The following is a 15,905-nucleotide window of genomic DNA, read 5'->3' as shown; positions in this document are numbered from 1 at the left end:
TTATACGCGGCTACGCCCGTCAAGCAGGCGTGACACGGGCTCCCACGCTGGACCACGCCACCTGCGACCTTGGATGCATAAGGGACTGAGCGCCGGTGAGCGAGAAGCTGATAGAGGTCGAGAGCGAGGCCGCGCCGAAGAAGCCGAGGGATACGGACACGCGCGATGCCGCCGTGGCCGATCGGCCGGCGACGTTCCGGGAGGTTTTCGGGGTCGCCGAGTACCGTGCGCTGTTCGGCGCGGCGGTCCTGTCGTGGGTGGGCGACTACTTCGCCAAGGTGGCGGTGACCTTCCTGGTCTTCCGCGACACCGGTTCCGTGCTCCTGTCGGCCATCGGCTTCGCGATCAGCTACCTGCCCTGGGTCGCCGGGGGGCCGGTGCTCGCCGCGCTCGCCGAGCGCTACCCGTACCGGCGGGTCATGATCATCTGTGACGTGGCCCGGATGCTGATCCTGGGCATGATGGCCCTTCCCGGCATGCCGCTTCCCGCCCTGCTCCTGCTGCTGCTCGGTGCCTCGCTCCTCACGCCGCCGTTCCAGGCGGCCCGCTCGGCGATGGTGGCGCAGCTGCTGACGGGGGACAGGTACGTGGTCGGCCTCTCGTTCCAGAACATGGCGGGCCAGGCAGCGCAGGTGGCCGGGTACGCGGTGGGGGGCGTGGTGACCGCCATCGACGGGCACAGCGCGCTGCTCGTCAACGCCGCCACGTTCGGCGCCTCGACGCTGCTGCTCTGGCGCGGCGTGCGGCCGAGGCCGCTGCCCGTGAACCAGCAGGTCGGCCGGCGGTCGCTGCTCAGGGAGACCGGCGACGGCCTGCGGCTGGTCTTCGGGCACCGGGTGATGAGACCGACCGCCCTCGTGGTGTTCAGCGTGGTGGCGATCCTCATCGTCCCGGAGGGTCTCGCGGCGGCCTGGGCGCCCGAGTTCGGGGGCGGCTCCGAGATCACCGGCCTGCTGATGGCGGCCCTCCCGATCGGGGCCGTCATCGGGGCGTGCGTGACGCGGGTGACGGGCCCGGAACGGCGGCTCAAGCTGCTCAAGCCGCTCCTGGTGGCGGGCCCGCTGCTGCTCGTGCCGGTGCTCGCCGTGCCGCCGTTCGGGGTGGTGCTCCTTCTGGTGCTGCTCGCGGCCTGCGCGGTCAACACGGTGCTCGTGCCGCTGAACGGGCTGTTCGTCCAGATGCTTCCGAACGCCTACCGGGCCAGGGCCTTCGGGATCATGCAAGGGGGGATCCAGCTCACGCACGCGGGAGCGGTGCTCGCCGCCGGGGCGTTCGCGGAGAGGTTCCCCGTGGCGGTCGTGATCGGAACCTGGTCCCTGTGCGGGCTGGTCCTCATGGGGGTCGCCGTCACCAGGTGGCCGGGGCGCGAGGTCATCAGGGAGGAGATCGCCCACGCCGCCGAGCTCAACCGCGCGCCCTCGGCGGTCCAGGCGAGGTCATAAAGGCGAGGTCATAAAGAGGGGGCGTCAGCTCGACCTGGGGACGGCGTCGGCGGGACCCTCCACCGTGAAGTCGTCGAAGGACGTCTTGAGGGAGGCCCCGGACTTCTCGGGGACCCGCGCGAGGAAACCGACGTCGCCGTTGGGGAGGCTCCGCGGGCTTCCTGAGTTGTCGACGAAAGACTGCAACAGCTCGCCGTTCACCCACATCCTGAGCCGCACGCCTTCGGTGGTGGCGGCGCACTCCGCCTGGAGCCTGGCGGGAGCGCCCTTGGAGACGTCGGCCGCCGCGGGCGCGGTGAGGTTGCCGCCCGTGCCCTTCGTGACCCGCCGGATACGCGCCTGACCGTCCTGGGTGAGCAGGAACTCGTACCGGCTCTGCCGGTACTCCTCGTCGGCCCGGCAGTACAGCCCGTACTCCCCGGTGCCCTTGAAGTCCCTCATCGTCGTGGTCACCGTGAGGAGCAACTGCTCGGGCGTCGTCGGGGTCGGGGTCGCGGACGGATTCGGGGTCGCCGGCTGGCGGGGAACGAAGGGAAGGGGAGCCTTTTCCATCCGCTCGGCGCCCTCTTCGTTCACGTCGACGGCGTAGAACCCGCCCGGCGCGTATCCGTACATGCCGTACTGCGCGCCGGTGTACTCGCTGCCGCCCCAGCCGGTGCCGCTCTCGTTGAAGTCGTCCCGGTAGAGCGAGCTCAGGTCGGCAGGCGGGCCGGACGGCGCCAGCAGCGCGCGCAGGCCGAGCCCTGCCCCGGCGACCAGGACCACTCCCGCCACGCCGAGCCCGATGAGCCGCTTGCGGCGGGCCGCGGGGTCCGCCGGCCGCTGGTACCGCGCCGGATCCTGTCCCACGCCGGTCGGCACCTGGCCCTGGTAGGCCGGCGCCTGGTATGTGGGGGCCTGTCCCTGGTAGGCCGAGGCCTGTCCGGGGACGGTCGGCGGCGGGCCCTGGTATGTGGGGGCCTGTCCCTGGTACGTCGGAGCCTGTCCGGGGAGGGTCGATGGCGGGCCCTGGTAGGGCGGGTTCTGGTACGCCGGGGCCGGGCCGGGAATCGTCGGCGCCTGTCCCTGGAGGGTCGGGGACCGCTGCCACGCCTGGACCACCGAGTGCTCGGCGCGTTCCGGGGTCGTACGGCCGACCATCTGGTCGAGGATCTGCTGGGCCGTGGGCCTGCGCAGCGGGTCCTTGTCCAGCGTCGCGGCCACCAGCGTCCGCAGGGCGGGCTCCATCCCCTCCAGCGAGGGCTCGGTGTTGAGCACCTGGTAGACGATCGAGGGAAGCGACTCCCCGCCGAACGGAGCCCGCCCGCTGGCCGCGAAGGCCACCAGGCAGCCCCAGGAGAACACGTCGCACGCCGGCGAGGCGGGGTCGCCGCGGAGCACCTCGGGCGCCATGTACCGGGGCGTCCCCATGAGCTCGCCGGTGCCGGTGATCCCGCTGAGCGTGTCCAGCGCCCGGGCGATGCCGAAGTCGATCACCCGGGGGCCGACCGGGGAGAGCAGGACGTTGGACGGTTTGAGGTCGCGGTGCACGATGCCCGCGCTGTGGATCGCGGTCAGCGCGGTGGCGACGCCGACGGCCAGCGCGTCCAGGCTGGAGCCGCGCAGCGGCCCCGAGGACTGGATGGCCTCGTGCAGGTTGGGGCCGTCGACGTACTCGGTGACGACGTACAGCTGGTCGCCGTCGAGGTCGGCGTCCAGGACCGCCGCCGTGCAGAAGCGGCGGACCCGGCGGGCGGACTCGGCCTCGCGGCGGAAGCGGACGCGGAACTGCTCGTGCTGGCTGTACTCCGCGTTGATCACCTTGATGGCGACCCGTTGCCCGGTGTGGTCCTGGCCGAGATAGACCGTGCCCATCCCGCCGCGGCCCAGCCGGCCGAGCAGCCGGTAGTGGCCGATCTGAGAGGGTTCGCTCGGACTTAGGTTGTTCACCACGTCGCCTTACCGCTATACACCTGTATGCGAGCGCCACCCTATCGAGATCGAAGCCCGAGGTCCCTCTTACCCGGCCGCGGGCAGGATGTCCGCGGGGACCGGGGCCGTGCGCTCGGCGACGAGGACCGGCCGCTCCACGAGCCGCACCGAGGCCCGGCCGCCGGGCGCGAGCCGGGCGGCGTCGTGTCCCGGCAGGTCGGCGAGGATCTCCGTCCCGTCGTCGAGGCGCAGGCGCAGCCGTACGGACGCACCCCGGAACGACGAGGTGACGACCAGCGCCTGCCCGTCCTCAGCGGGGGTGACCAGCACGGTCTCGGGGCGCACGAGCACGTCGACGTCGGCGGTGTCCGGCCGTTGGCCGTGCACGGGCAGGCGCTGCCCGATGACCTCGACGTCGTCCCCGCTGAGCCGGCCGGGGAGGTGGTTCATGGTGCCCACGAACTCGGCCACGAACGGCGTCGCGGGACGGTCGTAGATGTCGGCGGGAGGCCCGGACTGCTCCAGCCTGCCCTCCTTGAGCACCGCGACGTGGTCGGCGATCGAGAGCGCCTCCTCCTGGTCGTGGGTCACGAAGATCGTGGTGATGCCCAGCGAGAGCTGCAGCCGCCGGATCTCCTCGCGCAGCGAGACCCGCACCTTGGCGTCGAGCGCGGACAGCGGCTCGTCCAGCAGCAGCACGCGCGGCTCCAGCGCCAGCGCGCGGGCCAGCGCGACCCGCTGCTGCTGGCCGCCGGAGAGCTGGTGCGGGTAGCGGTCGCCGTGGGACGGCAGCCCGACCAGTTCGAGCAGCTCGGCCGCGCGGGCGTGCCGCTTGGCCGTGGGCGCCTTGCGCACCCGCAGCCCGAACGCCACGTTGTCGCGGGCGTTCAGGTTGGGGAAGAGGCTGTAGGACTGGAAGACCATCCCCGCGTCGCGGCGGTTGGCGGGGACGCGCGTGATGTCCTCGCCGTCGACCAGCACGGCGCCCTGGTCGGGGGTCTCGAAGCCCGCGACGCAGCGCAGCGCGGTGGTCTTGCCGCAGCCCGACGGGCCCAGCAGGGCGATCAGCTCGCCCGGCTCGACGGTCAGGTCAAGGCCGTCGAGGGCGACGGCGGTGCCGAAGGTACGGCGAAGCCCTCGGAACTCCACCCGAGCCCCGTTCACGAACCACTCCTTTGCCTGGTGCCGGCGGTGGAAAGGACAAGCAGCAACAGCCAGGTGAGCAGCAGGCTGAAGATCGATACGGCGACCGACATGGCGGCGTTCGCACCGGAGATCGTGACGATCCACACGGAGAACGGCTGGAAGCCGAGCAGCCGCGCGACGGTGTACTCCCCGAGCACGAGCGCGAGGGTCAGGAACGACGCGCTCGCGAGGCCCGCCTTCAGGTTGGGGACGACGACCCGGAACATCACGTGCGGCCAGGACGCCCCGCAGTTCCTGGCGGCCTCCACCAGCGTGCGGACGTCCATCGCGCCGAGCCCGGAGTCCAGTGCCCGATAGACGAACGGCAGCGCCAGCACGACGTCGGCGATGACCAGGACCACGGGGAACGACGGGTTCTGGATGGCGATGACCGTCTGGTAGAACGGCGTGGTCGCGAGGTAGTCGGGCCCCCAGCGCAGCACCGTGCTGATGCCGGCCACGAACGTGATGGGCGGCACCACCAGCGGCAGGGTGCAGATCACCTCCATCACCGGCCGCAGCCTCGGCGCGCTGAGCCGCACGGCCAGCATCGCCGGGAGCGTGAGCGCCAGCACGACGACGATCGTCGCGACGGCCAGCCCGAGCGAGAGCAGCAGGCTCTGGACGAAGCCCTCCGCGGAGAAGATCTCCAGGTAGGCGTCGAGCGTGAAGCCCTTGGCCGGGTCGTTGACGGTGAAGACGAACGACGCCAGCAGGGGCGCCAGGAAGTACACCGCGGCGAGCACCAGCACCACGCCGCGCCAGACGCGTACGCGCCGGGGACGGCCGGCGGGGGTGGCGGGCGCGCCGACATCGGGGAGCACCGTGGGCGTCAGCGCGGCCATCGTGCGCTCCTGTACTCGGGACGTGCGGGCGTCAGCGCAGCCATCGGGCACTCCTGCGCTGGAGGGGCAGGTAGACCGCCATGACCAGGCCGGCCACCACGATCATGTCGAAGCTGAGCGCGAGCGCGACGTTCTCGTGACCGATCAGCACGTTGCCGGTCAGCGCGTCGGCGATCTGGAGGGTGACCAGCGGGACGACCGTGCCGACCATGGCCGCGGCGGTCGCGTACGCGGCGAAGGCGCCGCCGAACAGCAGCACCACCCCGCCGAGCAGGCTGGGCGTGAGCACGGGGATGCCGACGTACCGCCAGAACTGCCAGGCGCTCGCGCCGTTGTTCTGGGCCGCCTCGCGCCACTGCGGGCGCAGCCCGTCGAGGGCGGGTACGACGACCAGCACCATCAGCGGCACCGAGAAGTAGAGGTACACAAGGGCGAGGCCCCAGAAGCTGTAGAGGCTCCAGCCGTGGTCGCCGAGGCCGAGCCGGGTGGTCAGCACGCCGGAGTTGCCGAGCGTGGCGATCCAGGCGAAGGCCAGCGGGACGCCGCCGAAGTTGGCGAGCACCCCCGAGGCCGTCAGCACGGCCTCGCGCAGCGCGCGGAAGCGCGAGGTGACCACGGCCTGGGCGAGGAAGGTGCCGAGGACGGCCCCCACCACCGCGACGAGCGCGGACAGCTTCACGCTGCCGATCAGCGCGGTGAGGTAGGCGCCCTGGAGGGACGCGGTGAGGTTCGCGGTGCTGGGCGAGCCGTTCGAGGTGAACGCCCCGCCGAGAAGCGCGACCGCCGGGATTCCGAAGGCGAGGGCCACGAACAGCAGCAGGGGAAGCGCCGCGGTCCATCCCTTCGAGCGGGTACGGCTCCCGCCTCCCCGGGCCGGGTTCGCCCGGGGGAGGTTCGCGGGAGCCGTCGCGTGTGTCTCGGCCATGTGAGCGGAGGTCAGCCGGAGACCGCGGCGCCCCAGCCGGTGGCCAGGACTTCCTTGGCCTTGGTGACCTGGGCGTCGCTGGCGAACTCGGGTGTGCCGTCGACCTTGGGGAGCTGGTCGACCAGGGCCGCGTCGGCCGTGCCGTCGGTCTGCATGGCGGGCAGCAGCACGGCGCGGGCGTACCCCTTCAGGTAGAGGTTCTGGCCCTCGGGGCTGTAGAGGAACTCCTGCCACAGCCGCGCGGCGGCCGGGTGGGGGGCGTCCTTGTTGATCGCCTGGGCGTAGTACTGCGCGTACTTGCCGTCGGAGGGCACCGTGACCTTCCAGTCGACGCCCTTGGCGGCGAACTGCTCGGTGTATCCGGCGTTGAGGTAGTCCCAGTCGATGCTGATCGGCGTCTCGCCGTTCTGCACGGTCGCGGGGGTCGACTCGACCGGGTTGAAGTTGCCGGCGGCCTTGAGCTTCTTGAAGTAGTCCAGGCCGGGCTGGATGTCGTCGAAGGAGCCGCCGTTGGCCAGCGAGGCGGCGAACACGCCGGCGAAGGCGGAGCCCGCCTTGGTCGGGTTGCCGTTCAGCGCGACCTTGCCCTTGTACTCGGGCTTCAGCAGGTCGGCGAAGGTCTGCGGGCACTCCTTGATGCGCTTGGCGTCGCAGCCGATGGAGACGTAGCCGCCGTAGTCGTTGTACCAGGTGCCGTTCGCGTCCTTCTGGCCCTCGGGGATCTTGTCCCAGGTCTGGACCTTGTACGGGGCGAACAGGCCCTCCGCCGCGCCGCTGAGCGCGAAGGCGGTGCCGAGGTCGAGCACGTCCGGAGCGCGGTCCTGGCCCTTGCGGGTCTTGACGGCGTTGATCTCGTCGGAGCTGGAACCGTCGGGGTTCTCGCTGTTGACCTTGATGCCGTACTTGGTGGTGAACGCCTGGATGATCTCGCCGTAGTTCGCCCAGTCCGGGGGAAGGGCGATGACGTTGAGCTGGCCTTCCTTCTTGGCCGCCTCGACGAGCTTGTCGAGACCGCCGAAGTCGGTGGCGGAGGTCGCGGTCTTGGCGACGCTCCCGCCGGAAGCCTCGGTCTGAGAGCCGGTCGTCGGAGCGGCACCACACGCCGCGCCCAGGGATGTAGCAACGGTAAGCACGGCCGCCAGGCCGACGATACGCGTTCGGGGTGAATACACGCTTTTGCTCCCACTTTCGGAGGTGTGGGGAAAACATAAATGAGCCGGGACAACAACTTGCATCCACTTGGCTGCGTTCCGGTGTAGTTATGTGAACAAAAGGTGAAGTAGCTGGCCTGCGGTGGTTCACCAAGATCTTGGCCGGACGCCTCGTCCGTCCCAGTGGTCCCGTACGGCACGTGCGGGCTGTGGTGATTTGCCCTCCGGGCTCTGAGAACATATGTTCGATGTAGCACCGCCCGTCTTCCCCCGGGTGCCCGCGAAGTCCCAACAGGCCCAGGGAGAAGAAGCGCCTTGAGCAGAATCTACGGCGATCCCATCGAGGTGTGGACCCGCGATGACGAGCCCGCCCGTTTCGTGTGGCGCGACCGGCTCTACGTCGTCCACCGGATCCTCGACCACTGGGTGACCTCCCGCGAGTGGTGGAAGGTCTCGGAGAACGATCCGGGCGAACGCCGGTTCTGGCGGGTCGAGGCGAGCCCGTCCAAGGAGGTCGGCTCCTACGAGCTGCGGTTCGACACCGCGAGCGGCGGCTGGCTGTTGCTCAGGGCGTGGGACTGATGTTCCCCCACCTGCACGTCGCCTCCGCCTACTCGATGCGGTACGGCTCGGCGTTCCCCCGCGAGCTGGTCCAGCGGGCGGCCGGCCACGAGATGGACATCCTCGCGCTGACCGACCGCGACGGCATGTACGGCGCGGTGAAGCACGTCCAGGCGTGCGCCGACGTCGGCGTCAGGCCGGTCGTCGGCGTCGACCTGGTGCTCCTGAGCCCCGGAGACGACCCGGCGCCGCGCGGCGGCCGGGCGGCCAAGGGCGGGGGTGACGGCGAGGTCCGCGTCACCGTGCTGGCGCGCACCGGCGGGTGGGCGCACCTGTGCCGGCTCACCACCGCCGCCCACTACGCGGGGGAGCGGGGCGCGCCCCGGGTGACCCGTGACCTGGTCGCCCAGCACGCGAGCGGGCTGCTGGTCATGCTCGGCCCGAGGTCCGACGTCGGCCGGGCGCTGGCCGCGCGCCGCGACCAGCACGCCCGCGCGCTGCTCCTAGCATGGCGGGCGGCGGTTCCGGACGTGGTGGTCGAGGTCGTCGACCAGTACGGCTACCGGGAGGCGAACGCCGCCCTGCGCATGCTCGCGCTGGCGGAGTCGGCGGGCGTGCCCGCCGTGCTGACCAACGCCGTGCGCCATCTCGACCCGGGGGACTACCGGGTCGGCAACGTGCTCGACGCCACGCGCAAGCTCGTACCCCTGCACCCGAGGCACCTGGAGCACTCCGCCTCGCACGCCTATCTCAAGAGCGGCAAGGAGATGTGGCAGGTGGCCTCGCGGATCTGCGAGGGTGACCTCGACCGGGCGCGCGGGCTGTTCGCCCGCACGAGGGAGGTCGCGGAGCGGTGCGTGCTCGACCCCCTGGAGATCCTGGCGCTGCGCGGCGGCCAGGAGCGGCTCCACCTCCCGGAGGTCGGCGGAGACCCCGTCCCGCTGCTGCGCCACCTGTGTGAGGACGGGCTGTACGACCGTGGGCTGGAACGGTCCAGCGACGCGCGGGAGCGCCTGGAGAACGAGCTGCGCATCATCGAGAAAAAGCAGCTATCCGGATATTTCGTAGTTGTGTCTGGCATCACGGACATGATTCGCGAGATGGGCGTGCGCTGCGCGATCAGGGGTTCGGGGGCGGGCAGCCTCGTCAACTACCTCATCCGCATCGGCGAGGTGAACCCGCTCGACCATGGCCTCCTCATGGAGCGCTTCCTGTCCGAGGGCCGCAAGGGGCTGCCCGACATCGACGTGGACGTGGAGTCGGCGCGGCGGCTCGACTGCTACCGGGCCATCCTCGACCGGTACGGCGAGAGCCGGGTGGCCTGCGTGTCCATGATGGAGACCTACCGGGCGCGCAGCGCCATCCGCGACGTCGGGGCGGCCATGGGCCTGCCGCCGCACGAGACCGACGTCATCGCCAAGGCGTTCCCGCACATCAGGGCCAGGCAGATACGCTCCGCTCTTTCCGACCTGCCCGAGCTGCGCGACAGCGGCCTCAACGACCGGGCGCTCGAGACGATGTTCCGGCTCGCGGAGAAGCTCGACGGGCTGCCCCGGCACATCGCCCTGCACCCGTGCGGCGTGCTCGTCGGCAACTCCGGGCTGCGTGACCGCACCCCCGTCGAGCGCAGCCTGCTGGAGTTCCCGATGAGCCAGTTCGACAAGGACGACGTCGAGGAGGCGGGGATGCTCAAGCTCGACGTGCTCGGCGTGCGCATGCAGTCGGCGATGGCGTACGCGCTCAGCGAGGTCAAGCGGGTGGACGGCCAGGACATCGACCTCGACAGAGGCGTCCCGCAGGACGACCAGGCGACGTACGACATGATCTGCACCGGCCGCACGCTCGGCTGCTTCCAGATCGAGTCGCCCGGCCAGCGTGAGCTGGTGGCCAAGCTGGAGCCCCGCACGATGCACGACCTGATCGTGGACATCTCGCTGTTCCGGCCGGGCCCGGTCAACTCCGACATGGTCACCCCGTACCTGGAGGCCAGGCACGGCTGGCGCGAGCCGCACTACCCCCATCCGAAGCTCAGGGCGGCGCTGCTGGAGACCCACGGCGTCGTCGTCTTCCACGAGCAGGTCCTGAAGGTCGTCGACGTCATGACCGGCTGCGGGCTGTCGAAGGCCGAGGAGATCCGCCGCGACCTCGGCACTCCCGAGGGCCGCGACCGGGTGCTGGCGTGGTGGGAGGGCGAGGTGCTCCCCGAGTTCGACCGCGAGACCACCGACCGGGCGTGGAAGGTGCTCGACGCGTTCGGCGCGTTCGGGTTCTGCAAGGCGCACGCGGCGGCGTTCGCGATGCCCACCTACCAGTCGTCCTGGCTCAAACGGCACCACGCGGCCGCGTTCTTCGCCGGGGTGCTCACGCACGAGCCCGGCATGTACCCCAACCGGGTGATCCTCGACGAGGCCCGCCACTGCGGGGTGGAGGTCCTGCCGCTGGACGTCAACCACTCCGGCAGGCACTGGCTCGTCGAACGCCGCACGGAGCCCGCGGGGTACGGCCTGCGGGTGCCGTTCTCGTCGGTCAAGGGCATCAGCGAGGCCGAGGTGGAGCGCATGGTCGCGGGCCGGCCGTACACCTCGCTGGCCGACTTCTGGGAGCGCGCTCGTCCGGGAAGGCCGGTCGCCGAGCGCATCGTGCAGGTCGGCGGCGTCGACGCGCTGTACGGGCTGCACCCCGGCGGCCCGCGCTGGCGTCCGGGGGAGCTGACCAGGCGTGACCTGCTCGCCCAGGTCGGCGCCCTGGACCGGGCGTCCTCCACCGGCGTGACGGCGGGAAGGAGGCGCCGAGCCGGTTCCCGCTCACGCTCGCGGTACGGCGAGCCGCGTCCGGGCGGGCCCGCCGGCGATTCCCCTCCCCCGTACGGCGAGGCGGCGCGGGCCGTGGCGGAGCGGGAAACGGCTCCGGCCGTGCAGATCCCGATGGGGTTCACCGAGCGCATCGAGCCCGGCGAGCTCCCGGAGATGACCGAGGCGGAGGCCGTGGAGGCCGAGCTGGAGATCCTCGGCATGGACGTCAGCCGGCACGTGATCGGCTTCCACGAGGAGCTGCTCGACGCGATCGGCGTCGTCAGGTCCAGCGAGCTGCTCAGGATGCGCAACGGCGCCGAGATCCTGGTCGCCGGGGTGAAGGTCGCCACGCAGACCCCGGCGGTGCGCTCGGGGCAGCGGGTCGTCTTCACCACGCTGGACGACTCGACGGGCCCGATCGACCTGACCTTCTTCGAGTCGGTGCAGGGGCACTGCGCCGCCACGATCTTCGGGTCGTGGCTGATGGTCGCCAAGGGCGTCGTACGGCGGGTCGGCGCGCGTGCGGTGTCCCTGCGCGCCCTGGACTGCTGGAACCTCGTCGAGGTGGACGAGGCCTGGCGCACCGGAGGCATGGGCGCGGTGTGGGCCATGCTGGGCGTCGTCCGCGAGGAGAAGGGGGGCGTCGGCGGGCGTCCCATCGAGTACGGCAACGGCTACCGGCTGTCCCCCTACGCCGACAACGGCGCCCCGCCCGGCCTGCGGATCCCGCCGCGCAAGCTCTGGCACGCCAGCCCGGGCAGCTCGGGCCCGATGGCGTTCACCCCTCGAAGGGACACGATGGACGTCACCACGGAGGGGGAGGCGCGGGAGGTCAGTCCCCGGCCGGATAGGTATGCCGGGGAAGCGAGCGCAGCGCGGGCAGCAGCTTCAGGCGGGGCGCGATCCCCGAAGGGCGGGCGGTCATCCGGGCCTCGGTGACCTCCCTGACGGTCGCCGCGCAGAGCAGGGCGGCGAGCACCGCGACCACGAGCTCGGAAGGGCCGAGCCCGGTGAGGTCCTTCCCTTGCGGCGAGTGCGTGACCGGCAGCCGTATGAGGATGAGGAACACCATGGCCAGCCAGCACGCCCACCACGCGGCGAGCAGGGCGAGCCAGGCGCGCCGGCGGCCCTCGCGCAGGCCGGCGTCCTCACGCAGGGCGTGCACGAGCAGCGCCGGCGCCGCGAGGTTGAGCACGGGCACGAACCACGCGATGGCGATCATGCGCGGGGTCGCCCCCGCCTGGCGGAGCCAAGCGAAGTACGAGCAGCCGGCGGCGACCGTCGCGCAGGCGACCAGGAGTATGAGCACGGCGAACCACGTCACCGCGCCGACGACGGCCTCGGCGCCCGGCGCGTGGGGGTTGCTGCCCAGCACCGCGACCTGCCGCGCGAGCAGCTTGCCCCGGGCCTCCTCGAAGACGACCAGGCACGTAAGGGTGGCGATCTGGGCGGCGAGCGCCAGGTAGACGCCGATCGCCGACCTGCTCACTGCGGATCGGGAATAGCGCATGTTTGTCTCCCCCCGGCATGCGCTGATTGGTCGTCTTTCGTCTGGGACGTAGCGCGACGCCTGCCTCAGTCCTATCCAGGAGACCTCTCCGCTAATCGGCGAGGCGAGGGAGAAGATCCTGTATATACGCGAGATGATCTGAGGTTTATCCGCACCCGGGGGAGCGCGCGTGAAAGCTTGATCGACGCATGTCCATAGCACCCGTTCGCCCCGGTTGGCGCGAGGCTCGCGGTGGCGCTCAGCGCACGATGCCGGACTCCCACGCCCATGCCGCGACCTCGACGCGGTTGCGGGCGCCGAGCTTCGCCTGGATGCTGCCGAGGTGCGTCTTCACCGTGGACAGGGAGACGAACAGCTCCCCGCCGACCTCCTGGTTCGTGCGGCCCCGGGCCACCAGGCGTACGACGTCCAGCTCGCGCTCGGTCAGCGGCTCCCTCGGGGCCCTGGCCGGCACGGCCGCGGGCCTCGCGAGGTGCGCGAGCAGCCGCACCGTGACCGAGGGCGAGACCAGCGCGTCACCGTTGGCGGCGGCGCGCACCGCCTCGATCAGCAGCGTGGGCCCGCTGTCCTTGAGCAGGAACCCGCAGGCGCCCGCCCGCAACGCGCCGTAGACGTACTCGTCGACGTCGAACGTCGTGACGATCACCACGCGCATCGGGTCGGGCACGCCGGGACCGGCCAGGATCCTGGTGACCTCCAGGCCGTCGAGCCGGGGCATCCGGATGTCCAGCAGGCAGACGTCGGGCCGGAGGCGGCGGGCCTGCTCGACCGCCGAGGCCCCGTCGGCGACGGCCGCGACCACCTCGATGTCCGGCTGGGCGTCGAGGATCATCTGGAATCCGGTACGCACGAGCTCCTGGTCGTCCGCGACGAGTACCCTCACCCGCCCGATTCTGCCAGCAAGCGGGCGAGCCGCCGCCCGGTTCGTCCAGTGCGGGCGGGGCTCCGGCCGCAGAACTCGGCCCCCCTGCGGTCGTCCTCCTCGGAGATCGGCCTTTCGGCCGATGGCAGGGCGTGGGGATCGGACGGGTGGCCGATCCGCCGGTCACCGCCTGCGAGGGAGGCTCGTCGCCATGTCCTCGCACAGTGTTCTCGAAGGCCGGGGCCTGAAGAAGAGCTTCGGGCCCACGGTCGCCCTCGCCGGAGTCGACCTGACGATCCATCGCGGCGAGGCCGTCGCCATCATGGGTCCGAGCGGCTCGGGGAAGTCGACCCTGCTCCACTGCCTGGCCGGCATCATGAGGCCGGACTCCGGTGAGGTCCACCTGCTGGGGGACCGGATCGACACGCTGGGGGAGCGCCGGCGCAGCGCGCTCCGCCGCACCCGCTTCGGGTTCGTCTTCCAGTTCGGCCAGCTCCTGCCCGAACTGCCCGCCGAGGAGAACGTCGCGCTGCCGCTCATGCTCGGCGACGTCTCGCGCCGGCAGGCCGTGCTGCAGGCCAGGTCCTGGTTCGGCCCGCTCGGCCTCGGGGGCATGGAGGGGCGGCGGCCGGGGGAGCTGTCCGGCGGGCAGGCCCAGCGCGTGGCGATCGCCCGGGCCCTCGTGACCCGGCCCGCCGTGGTGTTCGCGGACGAGCCCACCGGTGCGCTGGACCAGGCCACAGGGCACGACACGATGCGCATCCTGGTCGAGGCGACCAAGCACAACGAGGCCTCCCTCGTCGTCGTCACCCACGACCCGCACGTCGCCGGCTGGTGCGACCGCGTGGTCGAGGTGCGGGACGGCTTCATCCTCACAGGCCCGCTGCCGGCCCAGACGTCCGGCCAGACGTCCGGATGGGCGTCCGGCTGGGCGTCCGGCTGGGCTCAGGAGGGTTCGCGATGAGCAACCTGCTGGAGCTCAGCTGGCGGCTGCTGAAGGGCGGCGGTCGCCGCGGCCTGCTGGGATCATCCCTGATGATCGCGGCGGTCGCCGTCTCCACCGCGCTGCTGATCTTCGCCGTGGTGGTGAACTTCGCCTTCGACGGCCGCGCCGAGCGCGGTGCCTGGCATAACCCGGTGCCGGCCGGGAACACCGCCGGCGCGCCCGCTGGTACGGCACGCGCGGTCGAGGCGGTGCGTACTGAGTTCGTGCGCGGGCGGCCGGTCACCGTGGTGGACGTGGCGGTGCTCGTGAAGGACGTCCCCCCTCCTCCGGGGCTGTCGCGCCTGCCGGGGCCGGGGGAGCTCGTGATGTCTCCCGCGCTGGCGGCGCTCGCGAGGGAGCCGGCGGTGGGCGCACTCCTCCCGGGGAAGGTCGTGGGGACGATCGGGGACGAGGGCCTGGTCCACCCCGGTGAGCTGGTCGCCGTCGCCGGGCACGCACCCGGCGACCCCGCCGTCAACGGCGAATGGAAGGGCGACTACCGGCTCGGCGTGTCGGCGACGAAGGTGGCCGGCTTCGAGGGAAGGCCGACGTCGAGCGCCAACGGATACCGGGCGCTGGCGCTGCTCGCGAGCGTGTTCATGGTCGTGCCGCTGCTCGTTTTCGGGGGCGCGGCGGCACGGCTGACGGTCGCCCGCCGCGACCAGCGCCTGGCCTCCCTGCGCCTGGTCGGCGCGACCCCCGGCCAGGTGGTCGCGATGACCGTCGCGGAGGCCTTCATCACCGCGTTCGGGGGTGCGGTGCTGGGGTTGGTGCTGTACGCGGTGGCGATCCCGCCGCTGAGCCGGGTCGAGATCACCGGAGGCACGTGGTTCGCCTCCGACATGTGGCCGGGGGTGCTTCCCATCGCCGCCGTGCTGGTGGCGGTGCCCCTCCTGGTCGGCCTGTCGGCGGTGGTGGGACTGCGCAGGGTCGTCGTCAGCCCGCTGGGCGTGGCCAGGCGGGAGACCCCGCCCGCGATGCGGTTCGTACGGGTGGTCGTGATGCTGGGGACGCTCGCGGTGGTCCCGACCATCGGGCTCGGGGCGGGCGCGGGGACGATCGCGGTCGTGCTCGCCCTGGCGTTCCTGGCCCTCAACCTCGTCGGCCCCTGGGTGGTCGGGGTGATCGGCCGCGTCACCGCCCGTACGGCCAAGGGGCCGGGGCGCCTGCTGGCCGGGCGGCGTCTGGTGGACGATCCGAGGTCGGCCTGGCGCACGGTGAGCGGGGTGGCGCTCACCGGGTTCGTCGCGGGGTTCATCGGGCTGCTCACCCCGAGCTCGTCGCTCGCCGTGAAGGGAGACGTGGCGACGGCATGGCTTCTCCAGGACATCAGGACGGGCACGGTGATCGTACTGGCGGTGTCCTTCCTGGTGGCCATCGCGAGCGCGGGCATCACGGCAGCGTCCTCGATCCTCGACCGGCGGCAGAACTACGCGCTGCTGCGCCTGGCCGGCACCCCGCTGGAGGTGCTCGACAGGGCCAGGCGCCTGGAGACGCTCATCCCGCTCACCGTCATGGGCGGCGGGTCGATCGCCACAGGGATGTTCTGCGCCGCCCCGTTCGCCAGGTTCGCCATGAGCTCGACCGGAGTGCTCACGCTGCTCGGCTGCGTCGTCGCGGGCTTCGCCGGGGTCATCGGGGCGGGCGCCCTGAGCAGGCCGCTGCTCCGCTCGGTCACCACCGACCCGGCTCCCCGTCCCGACTAGGGCGTGTGCAAGCCCGCGCGGTGCATTCGC

General features: G+C 71.8%; 12 protein-coding genes. 5 read left to right on the top strand and 7 right to left on the bottom strand.

What is annotated here, in order from left to right; translation table 11 throughout:
- Positions 1–95: 95 nt before the first annotated feature.
- Entirely contained in the window at positions 96–1,442 is a 1,347-nt protein-coding gene (locus OG589_RS27255) for an MFS transporter (RefSeq protein WP_405140625.1), read from the top strand.
- A gap of 24 nt (positions 1,443–1,466) precedes the next feature.
- On the opposite strand, the gene OG589_RS27250 is transcribed toward OG589_RS27255, so the two are convergent.
- The 5 genes from OG589_RS27250 to OG589_RS27230 all read right to left on the bottom strand — a co-directional run bounded on the left by OG589_RS27250 (position 1,467) and on the right by OG589_RS27230 (position 7,441).
- Positions 1,467–3,371, bottom strand: a complete 1,905-nt coding sequence (locus tag OG589_RS27250) for a protein kinase domain-containing protein (RefSeq protein WP_405140624.1) — start codon at positions 3,369–3,371, stop codon at positions 1,467–1,469.
- A 69-nt stretch (positions 3,372–3,440) separates the two neighbouring features.
- Positions 3,441–4,517 (bottom strand): ABC transporter ATP-binding protein, encoded by a 1,077-nt coding sequence (locus tag OG589_RS27245; RefSeq protein ID WP_405140623.1) that lies wholly within the window; start codon positions 4,515–4,517, stop codon positions 3,441–3,443.
- Positions 4,514–5,383: an ABC transporter permease gene (locus OG589_RS27240; protein ID WP_405140622.1), complete on the bottom strand. Its 870-nt coding sequence runs from the start codon at positions 5,381–5,383 to the stop codon at positions 4,514–4,516. Before OG589_RS27240 ends, OG589_RS27245 begins: the two co-directional genes overlap by 4 nt.
- Before the next feature lie 31 nt (positions 5,384–5,414).
- On the bottom strand, positions 5,415–6,308 hold the full coding sequence (locus OG589_RS27235) for an ABC transporter permease (protein ID WP_405140621.1): 894 nt from the start codon (positions 6,306–6,308) through the stop codon (positions 5,415–5,417).
- Between the two features lie 11 nt (positions 6,309–6,319).
- Positions 6,320–7,441, bottom strand: coding sequence for an ABC transporter substrate-binding protein (locus OG589_RS27230; protein ID WP_405140620.1), 1,122 nt, complete (start codon positions 7,439–7,441; stop codon positions 6,320–6,322).
- Between the two features lie 333 nt (positions 7,442–7,774).
- On the opposite strand from OG589_RS27230, the gene OG589_RS27225 reads away from it, so the two are divergent.
- The gene (locus OG589_RS27225; protein WP_405140619.1) at positions 7,775–8,041 is read left to right on the top strand and encodes a DUF6504 family protein; all 267 of its coding nucleotides are present in this window, start codon (positions 7,775–7,777) and stop codon (positions 8,039–8,041) included.
- On the top strand, positions 8,041–11,751 hold the full coding sequence (locus OG589_RS27220; RefSeq protein WP_405152138.1) for a DNA polymerase III subunit alpha: 3,711 nt from the start codon (positions 8,041–8,043) through the stop codon (positions 11,749–11,751). The genes OG589_RS27225 and OG589_RS27220 overlap by 1 nt, the downstream gene beginning before the upstream one ends.
- Here OG589_RS27220 and OG589_RS27215 read toward each other — a convergent pair.
- A complete protein-coding gene (locus tag OG589_RS27215; RefSeq protein WP_405140618.1) occupies positions 11,645–12,322 on the bottom strand; it encodes a DUF4328 domain-containing protein in 678 nt (225 codons plus the stop codon). The two genes, OG589_RS27220 and OG589_RS27215, sit on opposite strands and share 107 nt — an antisense overlap.
- 238 nt (positions 12,323–12,560) lie before the next feature.
- Positions 12,561–13,205: a response regulator gene (locus OG589_RS27210; RefSeq protein WP_405140617.1), complete on the bottom strand. Its 645-nt coding sequence runs from the start codon at positions 13,203–13,205 to the stop codon at positions 12,561–12,563.
- 190 nt (positions 13,206–13,395) lie between these two features.
- Here OG589_RS27210 and OG589_RS27205 point away from each other — a divergent pair, with 190 nt between their 5' ends.
- A complete protein-coding gene (locus OG589_RS27205) occupies positions 13,396–14,148 on the top strand; it encodes an ABC transporter ATP-binding protein (protein WP_405140616.1) in 753 nt (250 codons plus the stop codon).
- A complete protein-coding gene (locus tag OG589_RS27200; RefSeq protein WP_405140615.1) occupies positions 14,145–15,875 on the top strand; it encodes an FtsX-like permease family protein in 1,731 nt (576 codons plus the stop codon). The genes OG589_RS27205 and OG589_RS27200 overlap by 4 nt, the downstream gene beginning before the upstream one ends.
- The last annotated feature ends 30 nt before the right edge of the window (positions 15,876–15,905 follow it).

The sequence above is a fragment of the Sphaerisporangium sp. NBC_01403 genome, from assembly GCF_045040145.1.
In the GTDB taxonomy this organism is placed as follows: Bacteria; Actinomycetota; Actinomycetes; order Streptosporangiales; family Streptosporangiaceae; genus Sphaerisporangium; species Sphaerisporangium viridialbum.
This window is presented reverse-complemented; position numbering and strand designations above follow the sequence as displayed.

What these genes read in the sequence shown, in the direction of transcription:
- OG589_RS27235 (WP_405140621.1), bottom strand. Translation starts at nt 6,308, where the DNA reads ATGGCCGAGACACACGCGACGGCTCCCGCGAACCTCCCCCGGGCGAAC.
- OG589_RS27215 (WP_405140618.1), bottom strand. Translation starts at nt 12,322, where the DNA reads ATGCGCTATTCCCGATCCGCAGTGAGCAGGTCGGCGATCGGCGTCTAC.
- OG589_RS27240 (WP_405140622.1), bottom strand. Translation starts at nt 5,383, where the DNA reads ATGGCCGCGCTGACGCCCACGGTGCTCCCCGATGTCGGCGCGCCCGCC.
- OG589_RS27205 (WP_405140616.1), top strand. Translation starts at nt 13,396, where the DNA reads ATGTCCTCGCACAGTGTTCTCGAAGGCCGGGGCCTGAAGAAGAGCTTC.
- OG589_RS27220 (WP_405152138.1), top strand. Translation starts at nt 8,041, where the DNA reads ATGTTCCCCCACCTGCACGTCGCCTCCGCCTACTCGATGCGGTACGGC.
- OG589_RS27200 (WP_405140615.1), top strand. Translation starts at nt 14,145, where the DNA reads ATGAGCAACCTGCTGGAGCTCAGCTGGCGGCTGCTGAAGGGCGGCGGT.